The organism is Micromonospora sp. BQ32, assembly GCF_059358895.1.
The window spans coordinates 60,125-81,837 of record NZ_JCADBI010000002.1 but is presented as its reverse complement, the minus strand read 5'-3'; the positions used below and the strand labels follow the sequence as shown (position 1 = coordinate 81,837).

Here is a 21,713-nt window from a genome sequence, read left to right as displayed (position 1 = left end):
TGTCATGGGCAGTGGAATCTGGTCCACCGACGTGTACGACGCCGCCGACCGCTACCGCCGGTCCACCGGCAAGAGCGCCTTCTCCTACAGCGACAGCGGGGCGCGCACCGTGCACCCCGCGCTCGACCCCAGGGACGCGAGCCGGGAGAGCCGCGACTCCGACGAGCACCCCCGGTCGACGCCCGTCGCGGTGCTCTTCGACGTGACCGGCTCGATGCGCACGGTGCCGCGGGTCCTGCAGACCAAGCTGCCGCAGCTGCTCGGGCTGCTGCAACGGCAGGGCTACGCCAGCGACCCGCAGATCATGTTCGGTGCCATCGGCGACGCCACCTGTGACCGGGTGCCGTTGCAGGTGGGCCAGTTCGAGTCGGACAACCGGATGGACGACGACCTCGGCCGGATCGTGCTGGAGGGCGGTGGCGGCGGGCAGATGAGCGAGTCGTACGAGCTGGCCATGTACTTCATGGCCCGGCACACCGTCACCGACAACTGGGAGAAGCGCGGCCGGCGCGGCTACCTGTTCATCATCGGCGACGAGCTGGCGTACCAGCGGGTGAAGGCCCGGGAGGTGGCCGGCCTGATCGGCGACGACCTCTCCGAGGACGTGCCGCTGCGGCAGGTCGTCGACGAGGTGACCCGCCGCTGGGACACCTACTATCTGCTCCCCGCCGGCAGCCACTACGCCGGCAACGCGAAGGTGCTCGACTTCTGGCGGGACCTGCTCGGGCAGAACGCTGTCGTACTCGACGATCTGGACGCGGTCTGCGAGACCATCGCACTCACCATCGGCCTCGGCGAACAGGCCATCGACCTGGACGAGGGCCTTCGCGACCTGGACCGCGCCGGCTCCGGCGCCACCGGCACCGTGTCGAAGGCGCTGGCCCGCCTCGGCCGGGAACGGCGGGCCGAGGTGTCGACGCTGCCGGCGTTCCGCGACACGGCCAGCGGGGTGACCCGGCTGTGAGGCACCTGGCGGTGGTCGATCTCGGCTACGGCGACGCCGGCAAGGGCACGGTGGTGGACTGGCTCTGCGACACCCGTCCCGTACACACGGTGGTCCGCTTCAACGGGGGCGCGCAGGCGGCGCACAACGTCGTGCTGCGCGACGGGCGGCACCACACGTTCGCGCAGTTCGGCGCCGGCACGTTCCATCCCGGTGTCCGTACCCACCTCTCTCGGCACATGGTGGTGGACCCGTTGGCGCTGGCCGCCGAGGCCGACCACCTCGCCACGGTCGGGGTGCCCGACGCGCTGGACCGGCTGACCGTCGACGGGGACGCGCTGCTCGCCACCCCGTACCACCGGGCCGCCAACCGGGCCCGCGAGATCGCCCGGGGAGCCGACCGGCACGGCTCCTGCGGGCTGGGGGTGGGCGAGGCCGTCGGGTACGGTCTCGCCCACCCCGACGACGCGCCCCGGGTCGCCGACTGCCACAGCCCAGCGCTGCTGCGCCGCCGGTTGACCACCCTGCGGGACCGGCTCACCGCCGAGCTGGGCCCGCTGGACGCGCCACCGATCGAGGACTGCCTGCCCGCGTTCACCGGGTTCGCCGGGCGGGTCGCCATCGTCGACGGCAGCTGGCTCACCGGGGCGTTGCGCACCGGGACCTGCGTCTTCGAGGGCGCGCAGGGGGTGCTGCTCGACGAGTGGCACGGCTTCCACCCGTACACGACCTGGAGCACCACCACGTTCGCCAACGTCGACAGCCTGCTCGCCGAGGCGGGCCGGTCCGGCGAGGTGACCCGGATCGGGGTGCTCCGCGTGGTCACCACCCGGCACGGGCACGGTCCGTTGGTGACCGAGGACCCGAGCCTGCCGTTCACCGACCCGCACAACGCCACGAACTCGTGGCAGGGCCGGTTCCGGTTCGGCCACTTCGACGCGGTCGCCCACCGGTACGCCCTCGCCGCGGCCGGCGGCGTCGACGGCCTGGCGCTGACCCACCTCGACCTGGCCGGCCCGGATCTGCGGATCTGCCGCCGCTACGACACCACCGACCGGCTCACCCCGGGCCCGCCCGGTGACCTGGGCCGGCAGGCCGCGCTCACCGCCCGCCTGCTGCGCTCCCGCCCGGTGTACGACGAACCGCCGGCGGACTGGGCCGAGGCGGTCCGCGCGGAGCTGGACACCCCAGTGGTGCTCACCTCGCACGGCCCCACCGCCGACGACAAGACCCCACACGGCCCGCTGCTCGCCACACCGGCCCTGGCCCGCACGGCCTGACCCACCCCGCCCCAACCCCGTCGATCTTGCACTTTCGGTCGTTGTTCTGCGGCTTTTGCAGGGGTTGGTTCGGACACAAAGTGCAAGATCAGCGCGGGGAGAGGTGGGGGTCATCCCGCGGCTTCCGCCACCGTGCGGGTCGCACCCGGCGAGCATGGGGGCATGGACTCCGCGCTCGACCTGCTCCGACAGCTGGTCACCTCACCGTGGGTGTACCTGCTGATCTTCGGGCTCACGGCGGTCGACGCGTTCTTTCCGGCCGTACCTGGCGAGGCGGCCGTCATCACCGCCGCCGTGCTCTCCACCAGCGGAAATCCCAAGCTGGTGGCGGTGATCGTCGCCGCCGCGCTGGGCGCCTGCGCCGGTGACCACGTCTCGTACGCCATCGGGCGCGGTGGCGGCGCGAGACGCCTCGCCGGTTTTCCCAATGGCAGCCGCCGACGAGCCAGCTCGGAGTGGGCCCGGCGCGCGCTGAACCGGCGCGGCGGGCTGATCCTGACCACCTCCCGGTATCTGCCGGGCGGGCGGACCGCCGTCACGCTCACCATGGGCGCGGTGCGCTATCCCCGCCGGTCGTTCCTGCTGTACGACGCGATTGCGACGGTCACCTGGGCCCTGTACTGCGGGCTGCTCGGCTACTTCGGTGGGCTGGCCTTCGAACGGCACCCCGTCAAGGGCATCCTCGCCGGGATCGGCCTGTCGGTGATCGTCACGCTGGGCATCGAGGGCATCCGTTGGCTGCGCCACCGGGCGCGCCGCCGCGCCGCCACCACCACCGACCGGGCCGGATCGACCTGACACCCGTCACAGCAGGTCGGCGTCGTGCACCAGGATGGCCAACTGCACCCGGTTGCCGGCGTGGAGTTTCGCCAGCGCCCGGCTGACGTGCGCCTTGACGGTGGCCTCGCTCATCGTCAACCGCCGGGCGATCTCCGCGTTGCCGTGCCCGCGTGCCACCTCCCGGACGATCGCCAGCTCCCGCTCGGTCAGCGGTGCGAGCCGCTCACGGGCCGCGTCCCGGCGGGCCGGACCCCGCTCGGCGAACGAGCTGATCAGGCGGCGGGTCACCGTCGGGGCGAGCATCGCGTTCCCGGCGGCCACCGTACGAACAGCGGCGGCCAGCTCGCGGGGCGGGGTGTCCTTGAGCAGGAAGCCGACCGCGCCGGCCCGCAGCGCCCGGTGCACGTACTCGTCGAGGTCGAAGGTGGTCAACATGATCACCTTCGGGCCGGCGGCGACCACCTCGGGCGCGACGGTCAGCCCGTCGACGCCCGGCATCCGCACGTCGAGCAGCACCACGTCGGGGCGTAACCGCTGAGCCTGCTCCAGCGCGCCGACGCCGTCCGCCGCCTCACCGACGACCGTGATGTCCTCCGCCGCCTCCAGGATCAGCCGTAGCCCGGCCCGGACCAGTTGCTCGTCGTCGACCACCACCACCCGGATCACGCCGTACCCGCCAGCGGGATCAGGGCCCGGACCAGGAAACCGCCGTCCACGGGCGCCGCCTCCAACCGGCCGCCGAGCAACTCCACCCGCTCACGCAGCCCGAGCAGCCCCTGCCCGGCGCCGGGCAGCGCGGGCCCGCCCTCGGACGGGCCGTTGCGGACCAGCACCTCCAGCCCGTCAGGCAGGTAGCGCAGGCAGACGGTCGTCTCGGCGTCGGCCGCGTGCTTGCGCACGTTGGTCAGCGCCTCGCGGACCACCCGGTACGCGGTGCGCCCCAGCGTCGCCGGTAGTGCCGTCGGCGCGCCCTCGTCCTGCCGGGACACCCGCAGCCCGGCGGCGCGGGACTCCCCGATCAACTCGTCCAACGTGTCGAGCCCTCGCTCCGGCGTCACGGCCGGGCCGGCCTGGCGCAGCACACCCAGCACCTCGCGCAGGTCGGTGAGCGCCTCCCGGCCGGTCGTCCGGATCAGCGCGGCGGCCTCGACGGTCGCCGGGTCCGCGGCGGTCACCTCCAGCGCCCCGGCATGGACCACCATCAACGAGACCCGGTGCGCCACCACGTCGTGCATCTCCCGGGCGATCCGGGTCCGCTCCTCGGCACGGACCCGGTCGGCGCGGGCCTCCTGCTCGCGTTCCAGCCGCTCGGCCCGGTCCCGCAGCGCGGCCAGCGTGTCCTGGCGCGCTCGCACCCACAGGCCGAAGACCAACGGGAGCCCGACCAGACAGGCGGCGAGCAGCAGCACGTTGCCGCTGGTGGCGGTGGTGATCCGGCGTACGCCACCCACCGCCAGCCCGACCAGCACCCCACCGGTCAGCACCAGGGCCGCCCCGGCGAGGTAGCCAGCGAGTTGGCGACCGCGCAGCCGCAGGCCCGCCTGGTACGAGGCGACCACTCCGGCCGCCGCCGCGGCGAGGACCAGCCAGCCGACCGCGGCGGCCAGGAACAACGGCCATCGGCGGGTACGAACCGTGCCGGCGGCCCAACCCGACACCACCGCGAGGAGCAGCGCGACGCCGCTCGGCAGCGGTGAGCGGACCCCGATGTCACCGGTTGCGCTGGCCCAGACGGCAGCGGCGACGACGACGGCGAGCAGCAGCGGGGCGTACCGCTTGACGACCCGCCGGGAGACGACCGCGCTGGAGGTCACGCAGCGAGCGTAGGGCTTCACGGACGGATCGGGCCGCCGTGCGCCGCCGGACCGGGGCCCGGTGGGGGAAGACCCCTACCCGCCCTCGGGGACGGTCGCTACCTAAGTAGTGGCATCGGCCTGACCACTGGCCGATGCCGGGAGCTGGGGCCCGGACCAGCATCGGAGTCATGGATCTGCTCGACCTGCTGCACGACACGATGTCCTCGCCCTGGGTGTACCTGGCGATCTTCGCGATCGCGGTGCTCGACGGCTTCTTCCCGGTGGTGCCGAGCGAGACGGCGGTGATCACCGCGGGGGTGTTCGCCGCCTCCGGAGCGCCGTACCTGCCGGCGGTGATCCTGGTCGCCGCCGCCGGGGCGCTGGTCGGCGACCACATCTCGTACGCCATCGGGCGGGGCGGTGGCACCCGGCTGCTCGACCGGCTGCCGCCCGACGGTCGACGCCGAACCGCCATCGACCGGGCCCGTCGGGGGATCGCCACCCGGGGTGGTCTGATCCTCACCGTGGCCCGATACATCCCGGGCGGCCGGACCGCGGTCACCCTCACCATGGGTGCGGTGCGTTATCCCCGGCGACGGTTCCTGGTCTTCGACGCGCTGGCCGCCGGCTCGTGGGGGCTCTACTCGGCGCTGGTCGGCTACCTCGGCGGGTTGGCCTTCGAGCAGGACCCGCTGCGCGGTCTCCTGCTCGGTCTGGGCCTCGCCCTGACGGTGACGGTGATCGTCGAGGTGGTCCGCTGGCTCCGCGGGCACCGGCGCCACGCGGCGCGGGTCGGCGAGCCCGGCACCGACGCTGTCTCCGCCGGGGCCGTCAGTCGGCCGGCGGACGCCAGGTGACGCCGTGCAGGAGTTGGGCGGCACCGAGCCAGGCCACGTTCATCATCCGGGTGGCCGTCTTCTCCGGCTCGGCCTCCGGGTGGTCCGCGAGCCAGTCGGCCAGCGACTCGGTCGCGCCGACCAGGGCGTACGCGACGACCTCCAGATCGAGGGCGGCGATCTCGCGGCCCTCGGCGCGCAGCGCGTGGTCGAGCATCCCGGCGACCACCTCGACCAGCCGGGCCCGCATGGTGGCCAGCTCGCCGGCGAACGGCTGCTCGCCCCGGGCCTGCCGGTAAAGCACCGCCCAGCCGTCCCGGTGGGCGCCCACGAAGCCGAAGAACGCCCTCAGCCCGCGCCAGAGCCGCTCGTCGGCCGGCAGGTCGGGAGCCGCCGCCCCGGCGATGGCCTGCATCATCCGGGTGCCCTCCCGATGCAGGCAGGCGACGAAGAGCTCCTCCTTGGTGCCGAGGTACGCGTACACCATGGGTTTGGAGATGCCGGCGTCCTCCGCGATCTCGTCCATGCTGGCGGCGTGGAAGCCACGTCGGGAGAAGACCTTGACGGCCGCGTCGAGCATCTGCTGCTCGCGGACGGCGCGAGGCAGGCGCTTGAAGGCGGGGACGCTGGACACCTTGCGAGCATACCTACTCGTGCGTAGGGTTACGCGCGAGTAGCCAATTCTTCCGGAAGGCGCACCTGATGACTGACTTCGACCCGGCCACCTTCGCCAACGTGGGCCCCAAGGAGTTCGCCCAGCTGGTCAAGTCCACTCCGGACGACAAGATCGCCCAGGTGATGTCCGGCGACCTGCGCGGCAAGGTCCTGGGCGAGGTGTTCGGCCGGATGCCGTCGCTGTTCCGCGCGGACCGGGCCGGTTCCACCAACGCGGTCATCCACTGGGTCATCACCGGGCGCCCCGACGGCGGCAGCGACACCTACGAGGTGGTCATCGCCGACGGCAAGTGCGTCGTGAACGAGACCCCGCAGCACGACCCGAAGCTGAGCCTCACCATGGGTCCGGTCGAGTTCCTGAAGATCGTCTCCGGTGGCGCCAACCCGGTGATGATGTTCATGACCGGCAAGTTGAAGGCAAAGGGCGACCTCGGCCTCGCCGCCAACATCGCCAACCTGTTCGACATCCCCAAGGCCTGACATGGCTGAGTTCTCGCTCGACCTGAACGAGGAACAGCGGGATCTACGCGACTGGGTGCACGGCTTCGCCGCCGAGGTCGTGCGCCCAGCCGCCGCCGAGTGGGACGAGCGCGAGGACACCCCGTGGCCGGTGATCCAGGAAGCCGCCAAGGTCGGCCTCTACGGCTTCGAGTTCCTCGCCACCTGCTGGGCCGACCCGACCGGGCTATCCCTGCCGATCGCCAGCGAAGAACTCTTCTGGGGTGACGCCGGCATCGGCCTGAGCATCTTCGGCACCTCGCTCGCCGTCGCCGCCATCTACGGCGCCGGCACCCCGGACCAGATGGTCGAGTGGGTGCCGCAGTGCTTCGGGGACGTCGACTCACCGGCCGTCGCCGCCTTCTGCACCAGCGAGCCGGAAGCCGGCTCCGACGTTGGCGCGATGCGCACCCGGGCCGTCTACGACGAGGCCACCGACGAGTGGGTGCTCACCGGCCAGAAGGCGTACGCCACCAACGGCGGAATCGCCGGAGTGCACGTGGTCACCGCCTCCGTCGACCCCGCGCTCGGCTCCCGGGGCCAGGCGGCGTTCGTCGTACCGCCGGGCACCCCCGGCCTGGCCGCCACCCGCAAGCTGCGCAAACTCGGCCTCCGCGCGTCCCACACCGCCGACGTCTTCCTCGACGGGGTACGCGTACCCGGCCGGTGCCTGCTCGGCGGACGAGACGCCCTGCTGGAACGCCTCGACCGGGCCCGCTCCGGTCAGCGGGCCACCGGGCAGGCCGCGATGCGCACCTTCGAGCTGTCCCGGCCCACGGTCGGGGCCCAGGCGCTCGGCGTGGCCCGGGCCGCCTACGAGTACGCGCTGGACTACGCGAAGGACCGGGTCCAGTTCGGACGCCCGATCATCGAGAACCAGGCGGTCGCGTTCGCGCTGGCCGACATGCGGATGGAGATCGACGCGGCGCGGCTGCTGGTCTGGCGGGCCTCGTGGATGGGCCGCAACAACCGCCCGTTCACCGCCGGCGAGGGGTCGATGTCCAAGCTCAAGGCCGGCGAGGTGGCGGTGTCGGTCACCGAGAAGGCAGTGCAACTGCTCGGCGGGGCGGGCTTCCTGCGCGACCACCCGGTCGAGCGCTGGTACCGGGACGCCAAGATCTACACCATCTTCGAGGGCACCTCGGAGATCCAACGACTGGTGATCTCCCGGGCGATCTCCGGGATGCAGATCCGCTGACCGTCGCCGGCCCGGCCCCTCTGCACGGGTCGGGCCGACGGCGGCCCGGATTCCACGATCTGTGCCGTCTTCGTCACCCCACGCCGACGCCAACTGGGCCTTCAGCCGCGCCCAGTGCATGATCAAGGAAAGAAGCCCTGATGGACGGGCAGGCCACTGCCCCGTCCGCGCACCACCCCGAGGAGGTCTGCGGCATGGACCTGCCGTTCATCGTTGCCACGCTGACCCGTCGCGGGCTACTCACCCCCGGCAGCCCGATCCGGGTCGCCTCGCAGCTCAACGCGTTGCGGACGTGGGGGTGGAGCCTGGCAGGCGAGCTACGCCAAGCAGCTGCCCGGGACCCGGGCCGCCCCGCCGTCATCGACGAGAACGGCGTCGAGCTGACCTACCACGACCTGCTCGACCGGGCCGAGCGGATGGCCCGCTCGATGCGGGCCGGGCTCGGCGTACAGGCCGGCGACCGGATCGGCGTGCTCTGCCGCAACCACCACGGGCTGATCGAGACGATCGTCGCCGCCACCCTGCTCGGCGTCGACGCGGTGCTGGTCAACACCGGGCTCAGCGCCGCCCAACTGGGCACCGTCGCCGAGGAACAGCGGCTGCGGCTCCTCGTGCACGACGACGAGTTCGCCGAGCGGGTCCTCGGCCTCCCCGCCGAACTGCCCCGGCTCGACGAACGTGCCCGCGAGGAGTTGGTGGCCGGGGCGCTGCCGGGTGACCTGCACCCGCCGGAGCGCGACGGCCGAATCATCGTGCTCACCTCCGGCACCACCGGTACGCCCAAGGGCGCTCGTCGGCCGACGCCCAGCGGCTTCGGCCCGCTGGTGTCCATCATCGACCGGATCCCATTGCACGCCCGGGACCGGGTGATGATCGCCGCGCCCATCTTCCACACCTGGGGATTCGCCGCCCTCCAGGTCTGCCTGGCACTACGGGCCACCATCGTGCTGCACCGCCGCTTCGACCCGACCGCCACCCTCGCCGCCCTGACCGAGCACCGGTGCGACGCGCTCTTCGCCGTACCCGTGATGGTGCAACGGCTGCTGGAGGTGCCCCCGCCAAACCCGCGCCCCCCGCTGAAGGTCGTCGCCGTCAGCGGCTCCGCCCTGCCCGGCGGGCTGGCCCCCAAGTTCATGGACGTCTACGGAGACGTCCTCTACAACCTCTACGGATCCACCGAGGTCTCCTGGGCCTCCATCGCCGACCCGCAGGACCTGCGTCAGGCACCCACCACCGCCGGCCGCCCGCCGCACGGCACCCGGCTGGAGCTGCTCGACGACGACGGCCAGCCCGTACCGGACGGACGGGTCGGGCGGATCTTCGTCGGCAACGAAATGCTCTTCGAGGGCTACACCTCGGGTGCCAACCGGGAAACCCACGACGGCCTGCTCGACACCGGGGACCTCGGCCGGCTCAACGCCGAAGGGCTGCTCTTCGTCGACGGCCGGGCCGACGACATGATCGTCTCCGGCGGCGAGAACGTCTTCCCCTCCGAGGTGGAGGACCTTCTCGCGCAACTGCCGCAGGTCCGCGAAGCGGCCGTGATCGGCGTGCCCGACCCCGAGTACGGCCAGCGCCTGTCCGCATTCCTCGCCCTGCACCCCGGCGAGACGCTCGACCCCGAGGCGGTACGCGAATACGTCCGGCACTTCCTGGCCCGGTTCAGCGTCCCCCGGGACGTGATCTTCGTGAAGTACCTGCCCCGCAACGCCACCGGCAAGGTACTCGCCCGCGAACTGCGCCGCTACTACGGCTGACCGCTGTTCAGGGGTAGAGGGTCAGGCCCGGCGCCCGCGCCAGTTCGACGAGTTCCTGCGAGGTCAGCAGCGCCTCGCGGGCAGCCCGGTCGACTGGGCCGCGGTCCCCGTAGAGGAGGTTGCCGACGGTGACCGTCACCGACGTGCCGTCCACCCGCATGAGCTGCACCCAGCGCAGCGTGCCCCCGGCCGGGTCCGTACTGGTGCTGACCATCAACCTCCCGTCGTCGTCCAGCCCCCGCACCTCGCAGTTCCGAGGGTCAGGCGCGTCCGCACAGTCCGCCTTCGCTTCGACCCCAGTGGGGTACACGGCGACCTTCAGATGGCTGTGCCGCCCGTCGCGGCTGAGAGTCGCGATCGTCTCGTACTGCCGGTATGGAGGTTGGTACGCGAACTGCGGCCGATCGCACTCGGGCACCGTCCCGGTCACCGTGAGGTCCGTGGGCACGGTGGTGGCCAGCGCCGCCCTCAGCGCCGCGGTCAGCCGAGGTACGCCCGCCTGCCAGGGCTCCGTCGGGCGTGCGCGCACCGTGTCGTACGTCTGCAACGACGGCTCCGGTCCGCTGGGCAACGGGATCGGTGCCAGGCAGAGCGACGCGTCACCTGACCCGGAACTCATCGGCGGCAGGGCCATCCCGCCCGGTCCCGGCGCGGCGACCAGGGTCGGCACCGCGACGGCCGCGACGGCCGCGGCCACCCCGGTGCCAGTCAGCGTCCACGCCCGGTGTCGACGGCGCTGCCGGTCCGCGGCGATCAACCCGTCCAGATTGATCCGGCTCGGCGGCGACCCGGCCACGGCGTCCCGGAAGTGCTTCGTCAGCTCATCCATCGGTTCGTACCTCCTCGATTCGAGTCGGCACGTCGACGAGGCGACCACGCAGCGCCTCGATCGCACGAGCCGACTGGCTCTTCACGGTGCCGGCGGTGCAGCCCAACTCTCGGGCGGTCTCCTCGACGGAGAGGTCACAGAAGTAGCGCAGCACCAGGACCGCCCGGCGACGCGGAGGCAGCTCGGCCAGCAGAGCGAGGATGGTCAGTCGGTCGGCGGCGCCGTCCGTGCCGCCGGCCGCAGCCGGATGGTCCGGCACCTCGGCCCAGGCGGCCTCGCGTCGCCACGGCCGGCGTCGCTCGTCCAGCCAGACCCGCAACAGGGTCCGCCGGACGTACGCGTCCGGGCTGTCCATGACGGACACCCGCGGCCAGTGCCTGAGCAGCTTGACCAGCGCCGTCGACACCAGATCGTCGGCCGTGTGCCAGTCGCCGCACAACAGGTACGCCGTGCGACGCAACGGCTCCAGCCGTGCGCCGACGTAGTCGCGGTAGCCCTCGACATCGACCGGCATCCGCCGCCACCCCCTCGTCTCACTGAGCAAACGGAGACGAGGCGGGCGAGGGTTGCCCGGTTTCAGCGGGGAATCGTGATCCGATCCTCGATCGCGGCGGCGGCGATGTCGGTACGGTGCTGCGAGCCGGCCAACTCCACCCCGTCCACCAGCGCGTACGCGGCGTCCCGCGCGGCGGCCAGGTCGGCGCCGGTGGCCGTACCGCAGAGGACCCGGCCGCCGGCGGAGAGCAACGCGCCGTCGCTGGCCCGACGGGCGGTGCCCGCGTGGATGATGCCCGGTCGGTCCGCGCCGGTGATCACGTCACCGGTACGCGGCGCGGCCGGATAGTTCGCGGAGGCGAGCACCACGGTCACGGCGCTGCCGTCCCGCCACCGCAGCGGCGGGTGCTCGGCCAACGTGCCGGTGGCCGCCGCGTGCAGCAGCCCACCCAGCGGGGTCTCCAGCAGCGCGAGCACCACCTGGGTCTCCGGGTCACCGAAGCGCGCGTTGAACTCGATCACCCGAGGGCCGGCGGCGGTGATCGCGAGCCCGACGTAGAGCAGGCCGGCGAACGGGGTACCCCGGCGACGCATCTCCGCGAGCGTCGGGTGGACCACGTCACGCATCACGTCGTCGACCAGGCCGGGCGGGGCCCAGGCCAGCGGCGCGTACGCCCCCATGCCGCCGGTGTTCGGCCCGGTGTCGCCGTCGCCGAGCCGCTTGAAGTCCTGTGCCGGCAACAACGGCAGCGCCGCCTCGCCGTCGGTGACCACGAAGAGGCTGACCTCCGGGCCGTCGAGGAACTCCTCGATCACGACACGCCCACACTCGCTGGCGTGCGCCAACGCGGCGGACCGGTCGTCGGTCACCACCACGCCCTTGCCAGCGGCGAGCCCGTCGTCCTTCACCACGTACGGCGCGCCGAACTCGTCCAGCGCCCGAGCGGTGCTCTCCTCGTCCGTGCAGACGTACGCGCGGGCGGTCGGCACGCCGGCGGCGGTCATCACGTCCTTGGCGAACGCCTTGGAGCCCTCCAGCTGAGCGGCCGCGCCGGACGGACCGAACACGGCGATGCCCTTGGCGCGTACCGCGTCGGCGACCCCGGCGACCAACGGTGCCTCGGGGCCGATCACCACCAGGTCAGCCGCCGTCTCCACGGCCAACGCCGCCACCGCGGCCGGGTCTGTCGGAGTCACCGTCCGCAGCTCCGCCACGCCCGCGATCCCCGGATTACCCGGCGCGGCAATCAGCGCGGAAACGCCCGGATCGCCCGTCAGCCCAAGCGCAAGCGCATGCTCCCGCCCACCACCACCCACCAAAAGAACCCGCACGCCCGAGATCCTACTGTCCCCCACCCGAACCCCCGCCGAGCCTCGGTGATCAAGAGGTTTGCGTCATCGGTGGACTCGTTCTTGACGCAGACCTCTTGATCACCTTCGATGGGCGGCGGCGATCGCTTGGCGGACTGTGTGGGGGGTAGGTGGGGTGGAGGGTGTCCTGCCAGGTGAAACGGAGGATGGTCCAGCCGGCGTTGACCAGGCGGTTCTGGCGACGGCGGTCGGCGAAGGCGGCCTCCGGGGTGCCGTGCGCGTCTCTACCGTCCGCCTCGGCGATCAGTCTTGAACCGCGCCAACCCAAGTCGCCGATGCCGAGCAGATAGCCGTCGTCGTCGCGCACTTCCAACTGCAGCGTGTCCGGCGGCACCCGGCCGTCCACGCACCGCAGCCGGCTACGCGTCTCCAGCGGCGACTGCGCCCGCCCGTCCGCCTCGGCCAGACATGCGCGCGCCACGACCGCGCCCCGCCGCCCCCGAATCAGGTTCGGGATGGCCGCTAGGTGCGCCGGATCGATGCGACCCTGGTTCAGCGCCGAGTCGAGGACCGAGACCGCTGGGTAACGATCAACCCGGAGGATGACGTCCGAGACGGTGCGGAGTGGAGAGGTTGCCGGGATGCCCGCAACCTTGACGACATCGCCGGGGCCGACAGTCAGCTGATGCACGGTCAACCACGGGACCAGGGTGCGCTGGGGCCGGGGTCGATCGACTGGCACCGAGACGTGGACCTGTGACGTCCGGCGAAGACCCGCGATGCCGTGCAACTCCAACGCCGAGTCCAGAACAGCGAAGGCGCCTGGGTCGAGGCTCATGACCGCCGCGCGGATTCGCGCCCGCCGACGCGTCGAATCACTCAGCTCCGCTTCTGGAACGAAGCAGCCACGGAGAAGCCGCTGCCACCTGCCGGACCGGTGCAACTGCCGGATCTGGTCCCTGGTCAGGCCGGCACGCAATGCCTGGCTCAGGGTGACCATGCCGTCCTGCCCGGCCGCGATCTGGCAAAGAAGCTGGTGTGCACCCACACCCACACCCTGCCGACCCCACCCCGCCCGAGCGAAGCCCCTGTGGACAACCCCCGAACGCCTGTGGATAACCCCACCGCACGCCCCGGTGATCAAGAGCCTTACGTCAACCTCACGGGGAAATCTGACGCAAACCTCTTGATCACCGAGCCGAAGGAGGCCCGGGGGTGGGGGTTAGGGGAGGAGGGGGTGGAGGTGGACGTTTTCTTCTCGGCCTGGGCCTACGCCTACGACGCTCACCCTGGTGTTGCAGAGTTCCTCGACCCGGGCGATGTAGCGGCGGGCGTTCTCCGGGAGGTCGTCGATGGTGCGGGCCTTGGTGATGTCCTCCCACCAGCCGTCGAGCTCCTCGAAGACGGGCTTGGCGTGGTGGAAGTCCGTCTGGCTCATCGGCATGTCGTCGACCCGGACACCGTTGATCTCGTAGCCGACGCAGATCGGCACCTTGGGCAGGCCGGTGAGCACGTCGAGCTTGGTGATGACCAGGTCGGTGACGCCGTTGAGCCGGCAGGCGTACCGGGCCACGACCGCGTCGAACCAGCCGCACCGGCGCTCCCGCCCGGTGGTGGTGCCGTACTCCGCGCCGATCTTGCGCAGGTGGTCACCGTTGGCGTCGAACAGCTCGGTCGGGAACGGCCCGGCACCCACCCGGGTGGTGTACGCCTTACTCACCGCGATGACCTTGTTGATCGCGGTCGGCGGGATGCCCGCACCCACGCAGGCGCCACCGGCGGTCGGGTTGGACGAGGTCACGAAGGGGTAGGTGCCGTGGTCCATGTCGAGCATGGTGGCCTGGGCGCCCTCCAGCAGCACCGTCTCGCCCCGGTCCAGGGCGTCCCAGAGCATCGCCCGGGTCTCCGCGATGTACGGCTTGAGCCGCTCCGCGTACTCCAGGTACTCCTCGACGGTCGCCTCAAGGTCGATCGCCTTGCGGTTGTAGACCTTGAACAGGATCTGGTTCTTCTCGCGTAGCGCGAGCTCCAGCTTCTTGCGCAGGATGCCCGGGTCGAGCAGGTCCTGGAGGCGGATACCGATCCGGGCGACCTTGTCGCCGTACGCCGGGCCGATGCCCCGGCCGGTGGTGCCGATCCGGGACGAGCCGAGGTAGCGCTCGATGACCCGGTCCAGCGCCCGGTGGTGCGGCATGATCAGGTGCGCGTCACCGGAGATCCGCAGCCGGGACACGTCGACGCCGCGCTCGGCCAGACCGTCGATCTCGGCGAGCAGCACCTTCGGGTCGACCACCACACCGTTGCCGATGACGATCATCGCGTCCGGCGAGAGCGCGCCGGACGGCATCAGGTGCAGCGCGTACTTCTGGCCGTCCGGGGTGATCACCGTGTGTCCGGCGTTGTTGCCGCCGGAGTAGCGCACGACGTAGTCGACCCGCTCACCCAGCAGGTCGGTAACCTTGCCCTTGCCCTCGTCGCCCCACTGAGCGCCGATGAGCACGATCGCTGGCATCTTTTCCGCCTCCAGAAGGCTCGGGTGCCAGGTGGCGACCGCTCGGCGAGCCCGGGGTGTCAGGTTAACAAGTAGTGACGGCGTGGCCGGCAGGGGTCGCGTCGAGAGGCAGGAGGCTCCTTCCGTGTACGACGTGGTGCTGCTCACCCTCGGTTCGGAGCGGGACGCTCCCGGGGGCTGTGGCAGCGGCGGGGCCTGCTGCGGCGGGGCGACCGGGGCCGACACCGCCCCGACGAGCCAGACCGACGCCGGCCAGACCAGCAACGACCAGAGCGACGCCGCCCCGACGAGCCAGACCGACGCCGGCCAGGCCAGCAGCGGCCAAACCGACACCGAGCAGTGCGCGACGGAGCGGCCACGGGTGCCCGTGCTGGCCTGCGCCGACGCGTTGAACGCCCGGGGCGCCCGGGTGGAGACGGTCACCGCCCGCTCCGACGCGGAGATCGACGCGGTGTTGGCCCGGCTCGACGGTCCGGTCCGCCCGGACGGCCTCACCTGGCCGGACCCGGACAGCAAGATCCGGCTGGTCGTCGCGACGGCCAGCGACGGGCAGTTGCGCGCCGTGCTGCGCCGGCTGGTCAAGCGGTACGCCCCGGCGCCCAGCAAGCGCCCGGCGGATCTGCCCGGCAACCGGACCCTGCCCGACCTGCCGCCGGTGGCCGTACTGCCGCTTGATCCGGCCCGTGGCGGCACCCACCGGGACCTGGCCGCCCAACTCGGGCTGCCCCGTGACCCGGCGGCGGTGGCCGCCGCGGTGTTGGACGGCACGCCACGCCGGCTGGACCTGCTCCGCAACGACGGCGGCTCGGTGACCCTGGACGGCGCGCTCCTCGGCGCCGCCGACGACGCCGGCCGGCCACTGCACTGGCGCGCCCGGGTGGAGGTCGACGACACCATTCTCACCGACGGCGCGGAACCGCTGCTGGCCTGCGCGGTCGGCAACGCCGGCGGGTACGCGACGCTCGACGACGTGACGCTGCTGACCGCGCCGGACCCGGCCGACGGCCAGGTCGAGGTCGCGGTGGCCGTGCCGGTGGTCGTCCGCTCGGCGTGGGGGCGCAAGCGGGTACGCCTCGAAGTTCGGCGGGCCCGTGGGCGGGCGGTGTCGGTGCTGCCCAGGGAGGGCAAGGTGCCGTACCTCGACGATGGTGTCGAGGGCGAGCTGACCCGCAAGCGTTCCTGGTGGGTCGAGCCGGGTGCCTGGGCGGTCTGGTCGATCTGACCTCGACCGGATCGATCGGCCGAGCTGCCTGCGCCGATCGGCCCTGCTGGGTGAATGGGCCTATCCTCGCAGGAGGACTGGGGAGGGCCGTAATGGACGAGAACGCCGACCGGGCGCAGGTGCCCGGCCAGCAGCCGGTGCCGGAGCGGGACATCGAACCACTCTGGCCGCCAGATCCGGGTGACCGGGGCGCGGTGCCGCCCTGGGCTGCGGTCGCCGAACAGCGGGGTGGGCCGTCGCCGGTCACGCAGCCGGTCACGCCACCGGTGGCCGCGCCGCCGATCGGGCGACCGCCGGTTCCCGGCCAGCCCGGCGCTGCGGCCCAGTCGCCGCCCTCGCCGTCGGACTACCCGTCGCTCAGCGGCGCCGTCCCGGCACCCGGGGGGTGGGGGGCCAGCGGGCCGTCCGGCACCGGGTCGGGTTGGGCGCCGGCGCAGCCGAGTTGGCCACCACCGACCGACCCGGCCGCCGCGTCACCGCCGCCCGCGCCGCCAGCGACCGGTGGCCAGCCGACGCCGCCGGCAACCGGTGGGAGCAACGGCGGGTCAGCCGGCGCCGGCTTCCCCGCTGCCGCTGCAACACCGAACGTCACCCCCGGGTCGAGGGACGGCCGACCCGCCGCGAGCGACGCGGCCAGTGCCACGGCCGACGCGGCCAGCCAGGCAGGCGAAGCGGCGCAGGTACAGCCCGGCGATCGGGGCCCGGCCGCCGCGCCGATCACGCCGGGCGGCGTCGACCTGAACCTGCCGTTCACCCTGGACCACCCGACCGCCACCGACCGCTCCACCGCGGCGGCACCTGCCGACCGGCCCGTCCCAGCCGCCACCGCGTCCGCCACCAGCCCGAACGCCACCGACAGCCCGACGGCCGCCGGCTCCGGGCCGGCCTCGGCCGTAGGCCCTGCGGCGGCCGTGCCGGCACCACAGCCCGGCAGGCCCGTGGCCCAGCCTGACGGGCCGGCACCACAGCCCGGTGCGCCGGCACCGCAGCCTGGCGGGCCCACGCCCCAGGCCGGCGGGCCGGTGCCACAGCCCGGTGCGCCGGCACCGCAGGCTGGCGTGCCCACGCCCCAGGCTGGTGGGCCGGCACCACAGGCTCGCGGGTCGGTGCAGCAGCCTGGCGGGCCGGTGACCCAGGCCGGGGGGCCCGGCGCGGACGGGTCCGCCGACGGGCCCGCCGACGGGCCGGCACGGCCGATCGCCGAGTCGCCGTGGGCGTATCCGCCGCAACGCCCGGCCGGCGCGGCTGCTCAGGACGAGGCCAGCGCGATGCCTCCGGTTCCGCCGCCGCCCGTCGTCCCGCACGCCGGTCCCGCGCAGGCACACCCCGGGCAGCCGTTCACTCCGGCCATTCCCGGCCAGGCCGGGCCGGCGCAGATCCCGCCACCGCCCGACCTGACCCAGTTCGCCAACCCGCCGCACGGCCAAGCCGCACCGCAGCACGCCCCTCCACAGGCCGGGCCGGCGACCCCACCTCCTGGGCCCTTCCCGCCCGCACCGGGTTGGTACCCACCGCCCTGGCAGCAGGGCTCGCCCGGCGGCACCCCTGGACAGCCGTACCAGGAGGCCGACGGGGTGACCCGGGTGCCGGCCCCCGCGTACCCGGACGCGACCGCGTACCCGGACGCGAGCTGGACACCGGACACCACCGCCGCGCCGACCGCCGAGGACTTCGCCCGACGCCGCCAGGTTCGACCCGCCGACCCGGTGGCGACCATGGGTGTCCGCGCGGTGGTCAACAAGATGGGCCTGCTCCGGCTCTCACCGGGGCGGCACGAGCAGGAGCTCAAGCGGGACATCGAGATGGTGCGCCGCAACTTCGGTGGTCTGCGGCAGGTGACCGTGGTCAACCCGAAGGGCGGCGCCGGTAAGACGGTGGCCATCCTGCTGCTCGCCATGACGTTCGGTCAGAAGCGCGGCGGCTACGTGCTGGCCTGGGACAACAACGAGACCCAGGGCACCCTCGGGATGCGCGCCCAACAGGACTTCCACTCCCGCACTGTCCGGGACATGCTGCGTGACCTCGGGCAGTTCCAGGGCGCGCACGGGCGGGTCGGCGACCTGTCGCAGTACGTCCGCTCGCAGGGCGAGGGGATGTTCGACGTCCTGGCCTCGGACGAGTCGGCCACCGGTGGCGAGATGTTGACCGCGGCCGCCTTCGCCGAGATCCGCGAGGTGGTCAGCCGGTTCTACAAGTTGATCTTCGTGGACACCGGGAACAACGTCCGGGCGCAGAACTGGCAGGCGTCGATGGACGCCACCGACCAGTTGGTGGTCACCATGTCGGCCCGTAACGACTCGGCCGAGACGGCCGCCCGGATGCTCGACCACCTGGAGCAGAGCGGCCGGCAACGGCTGGTCCGTCAGGCCGTGACGGTGGTGTCGATGCCACCGTCCCGCAAGGAGATCGACCTGCCGGCCATCCAGGAGCACTTCGCGGCCCGTACCCGGGCGGTGCTGCTGGCCCCGTACGAGCGGCTCATCGACAGTGGGGAGCCGATCCGCTACGGCGGGCTCTCCTCGGCCACCCGGGACGCCTGGCTGAAGATCGCCGCCGCGGTCGCCGAAGGGTTGTAACCCGCCGACGGCCGGCCCGGTGTCGGGCCGGCCGCCGGAGCGGGGTCAGTTGCTCGCCAGCGCGTCCGCCGCTTCCGGGTCGCAGTCGCGCAGGAACTGGGCACAACGGGCCGCCTCGTCGGCCTCGCCGATCTCGTCGGCAGCGCGGGACAGCACGTACAGGCAGCGCAGGAAGCCCTGGTTGGGCTCGTGTGACCACGGCACCGGGCCGTGCCCCTTCCACCCACTGCGGCGCAGCTGGTCAAGGCCCCGGTGGTAGCCGGTGCGGGCGTACGCGTACGCCGTCACCACCTGGCCCTGCGCGAACGCCCGCGCCGCGAGCTCCGCCCAGGCCGCGCTGTAGGTCGGGAAGCCGGCCGCCACGTTGGCGTACGCCTCATCGGTGCCGGCCTCGTCGGCGGCGGCCAGGGCGGCGTCGGCCTCGTCGTTCACGGGCAGGCGGGTGGCCGGTGGCTCTGGCAAAAGGTTCTGCATCGCCCCATTCAACCCGCTGGACAGGGCGACACGCGAGCGGGTCGGCCGACGTGTTCCGCTGAACGGCTGAGGAGTTGGTCACGCCTGCGGCCTATGCCGCTGCCTGGTGTTTTCCGCTACAACTAATGGTCCGGAGCCTCCCCAGGAACCGGTTATGCGGGAGCCCGGTGGCCACGACCACCGGGCTCCTGTCGGTTCCACCCCGGCCCGAGGTTTGACCGGCCCCGGCGGACGGGCAGGATGGCCCGGTGCCGACCCCACCTCCCGCGGACGTCATCGAGCCGCACCTGCACGCCGATGAGATCCAGACCCGGGCCGAGTTCGATCAGCAGTTGGCCACCGGTCGGCTGACCGGACTGACCGTGCAGGGCCTGCGGCTCGACCTCGCGCCGGTGCCCGACCTGACCGGCGTCGACGTCGCCGGCACCCTCTTCGTCGGTTGCCGGTTCGCGTCCCGGGACGTGGGCGCCGACCTGGTCCGGCGCGGCGCGAACGTGGTGCCGCCGTTCTCGGGGTTGCCGTACCCGACCCAGCCGACGCACCTCTACACCCCGGAGGAACTGGCCGCCGGGTTCGCCGAGGGCGGGTTCACCGGGATGTACGACACCCGGGTGTACGACCACTACCGAGCGCACGGCGGCGCGCTGCCGGACGTCAAGGAGGCGCTGGGTCAGCGGCTGCACGACCACGGCGTGGACAACGCGCTGGCGGACGCCACCCGGGTCTGGCTGGCCGCGCACGGGCCGCAGTCGGTGGTGGGCATCATGGGCGGGCACGCGGTGCGGCGGGGCAGCTCCGCGTACCGGATGGCGGCCGTGCTGGGTTGGGAGCTGGCACGGGCCGACCGGCTGGTGGTGACCGGCGGCGGCCCCGGGGTGATGGAGGCCGCGAACCTCGGCGCCTACCTGGCGGACCGGCCGGCGACCGATGTGACGGCGGCGATCGACCTGCTGGCCACCGCTCCCGACTTCACCGACCACCACCGGTACACGTCCACGGCGCTGACGGTCCGGCAGCGGTACGCGGGGGTGCCCCGGCAACGCGGCGACGATCTGGGCTGGGCTCGTGCGGGTGGCCTGGCCATTCCCACCTGGCTGTACGGGCACGAGCCGGCGAACCTGTTCGCCGGGCGGATCGCGAAGTACTTCTCGAACGCGATCCGGGAGGACACCATCCTGCGGCTCGCCCGGGGCGGCATCGTCTTCGCGCCGGGGCGGGCGGGCACGGTGCAGGAGGTGTTCCAGGCGGCCACCAAGACCTACTACGGCACCGACGGCGCCAGCGGGGCGTACATCTTCCTGGACCGCGCGTACTGGACCGGGGAGCTGCCGGTGGAGGCGCTGTTGCGCCCGCTGCTGGCCGCGTCCCCGTTCGGCGACCTGTCGTCGACGATCCACCTCACCGACGACGTTCGCGAGGCCGTACGCCTGCTGACGACCTGACGACGACGGCCGGCACCCCGTGCGGGGAGCCGGCCGTCGGGTGGGACGTCGTTACTTGGTCATCGTGGTGCCGGTCGAACGCAGGTGCTCGCAGGCCTCGACGACCCGGGCGGCCAGGCCGGCCTCGGCGGCCTTGCCCCAGGCGCGCGGGTCGTACTGCTTCTTGTTGCCGACCTCGCCGTCGATCTTCAGCACGCCGTCGTAGTTGCGGAGCATGTGGTCCGCGACGGGGCGGGTGAAGGCGTACTGGGTGTCGGTGTCGATGTTCATCTTCACCACGCCGTAGTCCAGAGCCTCGCGGATCTCGCTCAGCAGGGAGCCCGAGCCGCCGTGGAAGACCAGGCTGAGCGGCTTGTCCTTGCCGTACTTGGCGCCGACGGCGTCCTGGATCTGCTTGAGGATCTCCGGACGCAGCTTGACGTTGCCCGGCTTGTAGACGCCGTGCACGTTGCCGAAGGTCAGCGCCGCCATGTAGCGGCCCTTCTCGCCGAGGCCGAGCGCCTCGACCATGGCCAGACCGTCATCGGTGGTGGTGTAGAGCTTGTCGTTGATGGCGTTCTCGACGCCGTCCTCCTCGCCACCGACGACGCCGACCTCGATCTCAAGGACGATCTTGGCCTTGGCGGCCTCGTCGAGCAGCTGCGCGGCGATCTCAAGGTTCTCCGCGACCGGCACGGCCGAGCCGTCCCACATGTGCGACTGGTAGAGCGGCTCCTCGCCGCGCTTCACCCGCTCCTGCGAGATGCCCATCAGCGGACGCACGAACCCGTCCAGCTTGTCCTTCGGGCAGTGGTCGGTGTGCAGGGCGATGTTGACCGAGTACTTCTTGGCCACCTCGTGCGCGTACGCGGCGAACGCCACCGCGCCGGTGACCATGTCCTTGATCGAAGGGCCGGAGAGGTACTCGGCGCCACCGGTGGAGACCTGGATGATGCCGTCGCTCTCCGCGTCGGCGAAGCCCTTGAGCGCCGCGTTCAGCGTCTGCGAGGAGGTCACGTTGATCGCGGGGTACGCGTACCGGCCAGCCTTGGCGCGGTCCAGCATCTCCGCGTAAGCCTCGGGGGAAGCGATGGGCATGTGATGTGCTCC

General features: G+C 72.5%; 20 protein-coding genes. 10 read left to right on the top strand and 10 right to left on the bottom strand.

Features of this window, described 5'->3' with window-relative positions; genetic code table 11:
• The first annotated feature begins 4 nt into the window (after positions 1 to 4).
• From AC5L30_RS03930 to AC5L30_RS03920, 3 genes are all read left to right on the top strand, one after another.
• Positions 5 to 964 (top strand): hypothetical protein, encoded by a 960-nt coding sequence (locus tag AC5L30_RS03930; RefSeq protein WP_494865442.1) that lies wholly within the window; start codon positions 5 to 7, stop codon positions 962 to 964.
• Positions 961 to 2,223 (top strand): adenylosuccinate synthetase, encoded by a 1,263-nt coding sequence (locus AC5L30_RS03925; protein ID WP_494865441.1) that lies wholly within the window; start codon positions 961 to 963, stop codon positions 2,221 to 2,223. Before AC5L30_RS03930 ends, AC5L30_RS03925 begins: the two co-directional genes overlap by 4 nt.
• Positions 2,224 to 2,385: 162 nt before the next feature.
• Positions 2,386 to 3,021: a DedA family protein gene (locus AC5L30_RS03920; RefSeq protein ID WP_494865440.1), complete on the top strand. Its 636-nt coding sequence runs from the start codon at positions 2,386 to 2,388 to the stop codon at positions 3,019 to 3,021.
• Between the two features lie 6 nt (positions 3,022 to 3,027).
• Here the strand turns inward: AC5L30_RS03920 and AC5L30_RS03915 are convergent, their stop codons facing one another.
• Together AC5L30_RS03915 and AC5L30_RS03910 are read right to left on the bottom strand one after the other, a co-directional pair.
• A complete protein-coding gene (locus AC5L30_RS03915) occupies positions 3,028 to 3,669 on the bottom strand; it encodes a response regulator (RefSeq protein WP_494865439.1) in 642 nt (213 codons plus the stop codon).
• Complete coding sequence (locus tag AC5L30_RS03910; protein WP_494865437.1) at positions 3,666 to 4,817, bottom strand: sensor histidine kinase; 1,152 nt, start codon at positions 4,815 to 4,817, stop codon at positions 3,666 to 3,668. Before AC5L30_RS03910 ends, AC5L30_RS03915 begins: the two co-directional genes overlap by 4 nt.
• Before the next feature lie 170 nt (positions 4,818 to 4,987).
• On the opposite strand from AC5L30_RS03910, the gene AC5L30_RS03905 reads away from it, so the two are divergent.
• Positions 4,988 to 5,656, top strand: a complete 669-nt coding sequence (locus tag AC5L30_RS03905; RefSeq protein ID WP_494865435.1) for a DedA family protein — start codon at positions 4,988 to 4,990, stop codon at positions 5,654 to 5,656.
• Here the strand turns inward: AC5L30_RS03905 and AC5L30_RS03900 are convergent.
• Positions 5,631 to 6,269, bottom strand: coding sequence for a TetR/AcrR family transcriptional regulator (locus AC5L30_RS03900; protein WP_494865433.1), 639 nt, complete (start codon positions 6,267 to 6,269; stop codon positions 5,631 to 5,633). The two genes, AC5L30_RS03905 and AC5L30_RS03900, sit on opposite strands and share 26 nt — an antisense overlap.
• A gap of 68 nt (positions 6,270 to 6,337) precedes the next feature.
• Between AC5L30_RS03900 and AC5L30_RS03895 the strand changes: the two genes are divergently transcribed.
• From AC5L30_RS03895 to AC5L30_RS03885, 3 genes are all read left to right on the top strand, one after another.
• Positions 6,338 to 6,790, top strand: a complete 453-nt coding sequence (locus AC5L30_RS03895) for an SCP2 sterol-binding domain-containing protein (RefSeq protein WP_363608757.1) — start codon at positions 6,338 to 6,340, stop codon at positions 6,788 to 6,790.
• Between the two features lies 1 nt (position 6,791).
• Complete coding sequence (locus tag AC5L30_RS03890) at positions 6,792 to 8,006, top strand: acyl-CoA dehydrogenase family protein (protein WP_112586166.1); 1,215 nt, start codon at positions 6,792 to 6,794, stop codon at positions 8,004 to 8,006.
• Positions 8,007 to 8,200: 194 nt separating this feature from the next.
• The gene (locus tag AC5L30_RS03885; protein WP_494866065.1) at positions 8,201 to 9,763 is read left to right on the top strand and encodes an AMP-binding protein; all 1,563 of its coding nucleotides are present in this window, start codon (positions 8,201 to 8,203) and stop codon (positions 9,761 to 9,763) included.
• A gap of 7 nt (positions 9,764 to 9,770) precedes the next feature.
• Here AC5L30_RS03885 and AC5L30_RS03880 read toward each other — a convergent pair whose 3' ends face one another.
• The 5 genes from AC5L30_RS03880 to AC5L30_RS03860 form a co-directional block, all read right to left on the bottom strand.
• Positions 9,771 to 10,592 (bottom strand): hypothetical protein, encoded by an 822-nt coding sequence (locus AC5L30_RS03880; RefSeq protein WP_494865430.1) that lies wholly within the window; start codon positions 10,590 to 10,592, stop codon positions 9,771 to 9,773.
• Positions 10,585 to 11,106 carry a SigE family RNA polymerase sigma factor gene (locus tag AC5L30_RS03875; RefSeq protein ID WP_494865428.1) on the bottom strand — a complete coding sequence of 174 codons (522 nt, stop codon included), beginning with the start codon at positions 11,104 to 11,106 and terminating at the stop codon, positions 10,585 to 10,587. The genes AC5L30_RS03880 and AC5L30_RS03875 overlap by 8 nt, the downstream gene beginning before the upstream one ends.
• A 62-nt stretch (positions 11,107 to 11,168) precedes the next feature.
• Positions 11,169 to 12,419 (bottom strand): phosphoribosylamine--glycine ligase, encoded by a 1,251-nt coding sequence (purD, locus tag AC5L30_RS03870; RefSeq protein WP_494865426.1) that lies wholly within the window; start codon positions 12,417 to 12,419, stop codon positions 11,169 to 11,171.
• 49 nt (positions 12,420 to 12,468) lie between these two features.
• The gene (locus AC5L30_RS03865) at positions 12,469 to 13,446 is read right to left on the bottom strand and encodes a type IV toxin-antitoxin system AbiEi family antitoxin (RefSeq protein ID WP_494866064.1); all 978 of its coding nucleotides are present in this window, start codon (positions 13,444 to 13,446) and stop codon (positions 12,469 to 12,471) included.
• Between the two features lie 174 nt (positions 13,447 to 13,620).
• Positions 13,621 to 14,910: an adenylosuccinate synthase gene (locus AC5L30_RS03860; RefSeq protein ID WP_494865424.1), complete on the bottom strand. Its 1,290-nt coding sequence runs from the start codon at positions 14,908 to 14,910 to the stop codon at positions 13,621 to 13,623.
• Between the two features lie 124 nt (positions 14,911 to 15,034).
• Between AC5L30_RS03860 and AC5L30_RS03855 the strand changes: the two genes are divergently transcribed.
• Complete coding sequence (locus AC5L30_RS03855; RefSeq protein ID WP_494865422.1) at positions 15,035 to 16,132, top strand: diacylglycerol kinase family protein; 1,098 nt, start codon at positions 15,035 to 15,037, stop codon at positions 16,130 to 16,132.
• A gap of 716 nt (positions 16,133 to 16,848) precedes the next feature.
• A complete protein-coding gene (locus AC5L30_RS03850) occupies positions 16,849 to 18,708 on the top strand; it encodes a MinD/ParA family ATP-binding protein (RefSeq protein ID WP_494866063.1) in 1,860 nt (619 codons plus the stop codon).
• Positions 18,709 to 18,753: 45 nt separating this feature from the next.
• Here the strand turns inward: AC5L30_RS03850 and AC5L30_RS03845 are convergent, their stop codons facing one another.
• The gene (locus tag AC5L30_RS03845; protein ID WP_112586150.1) at positions 18,754 to 19,182 is read right to left on the bottom strand and encodes a DUF3151 domain-containing protein; all 429 of its coding nucleotides are present in this window, start codon (positions 19,180 to 19,182) and stop codon (positions 18,754 to 18,756) included.
• A 248-nt stretch (positions 19,183 to 19,430) separates the two neighbouring features.
• On the opposite strand from AC5L30_RS03845, the gene AC5L30_RS03840 reads away from it, so the two are divergent.
• Complete coding sequence (locus AC5L30_RS03840) at positions 19,431 to 20,624, top strand: LOG family protein (RefSeq protein WP_494865420.1); 1,194 nt, start codon at positions 19,431 to 19,433, stop codon at positions 20,622 to 20,624.
• 51 nt (positions 20,625 to 20,675) lie between these two features.
• Here the strand turns inward: AC5L30_RS03840 and fbaA are convergent, their stop codons facing one another.
• The gene (gene fbaA / locus AC5L30_RS03835) at positions 20,676 to 21,701 is read right to left on the bottom strand and encodes a class II fructose-bisphosphate aldolase (RefSeq protein WP_091396140.1); all 1,026 of its coding nucleotides are present in this window, start codon (positions 21,699 to 21,701) and stop codon (positions 20,676 to 20,678) included.
• Positions 21,702 to 21,713: the final 12 nt, after the last annotated feature.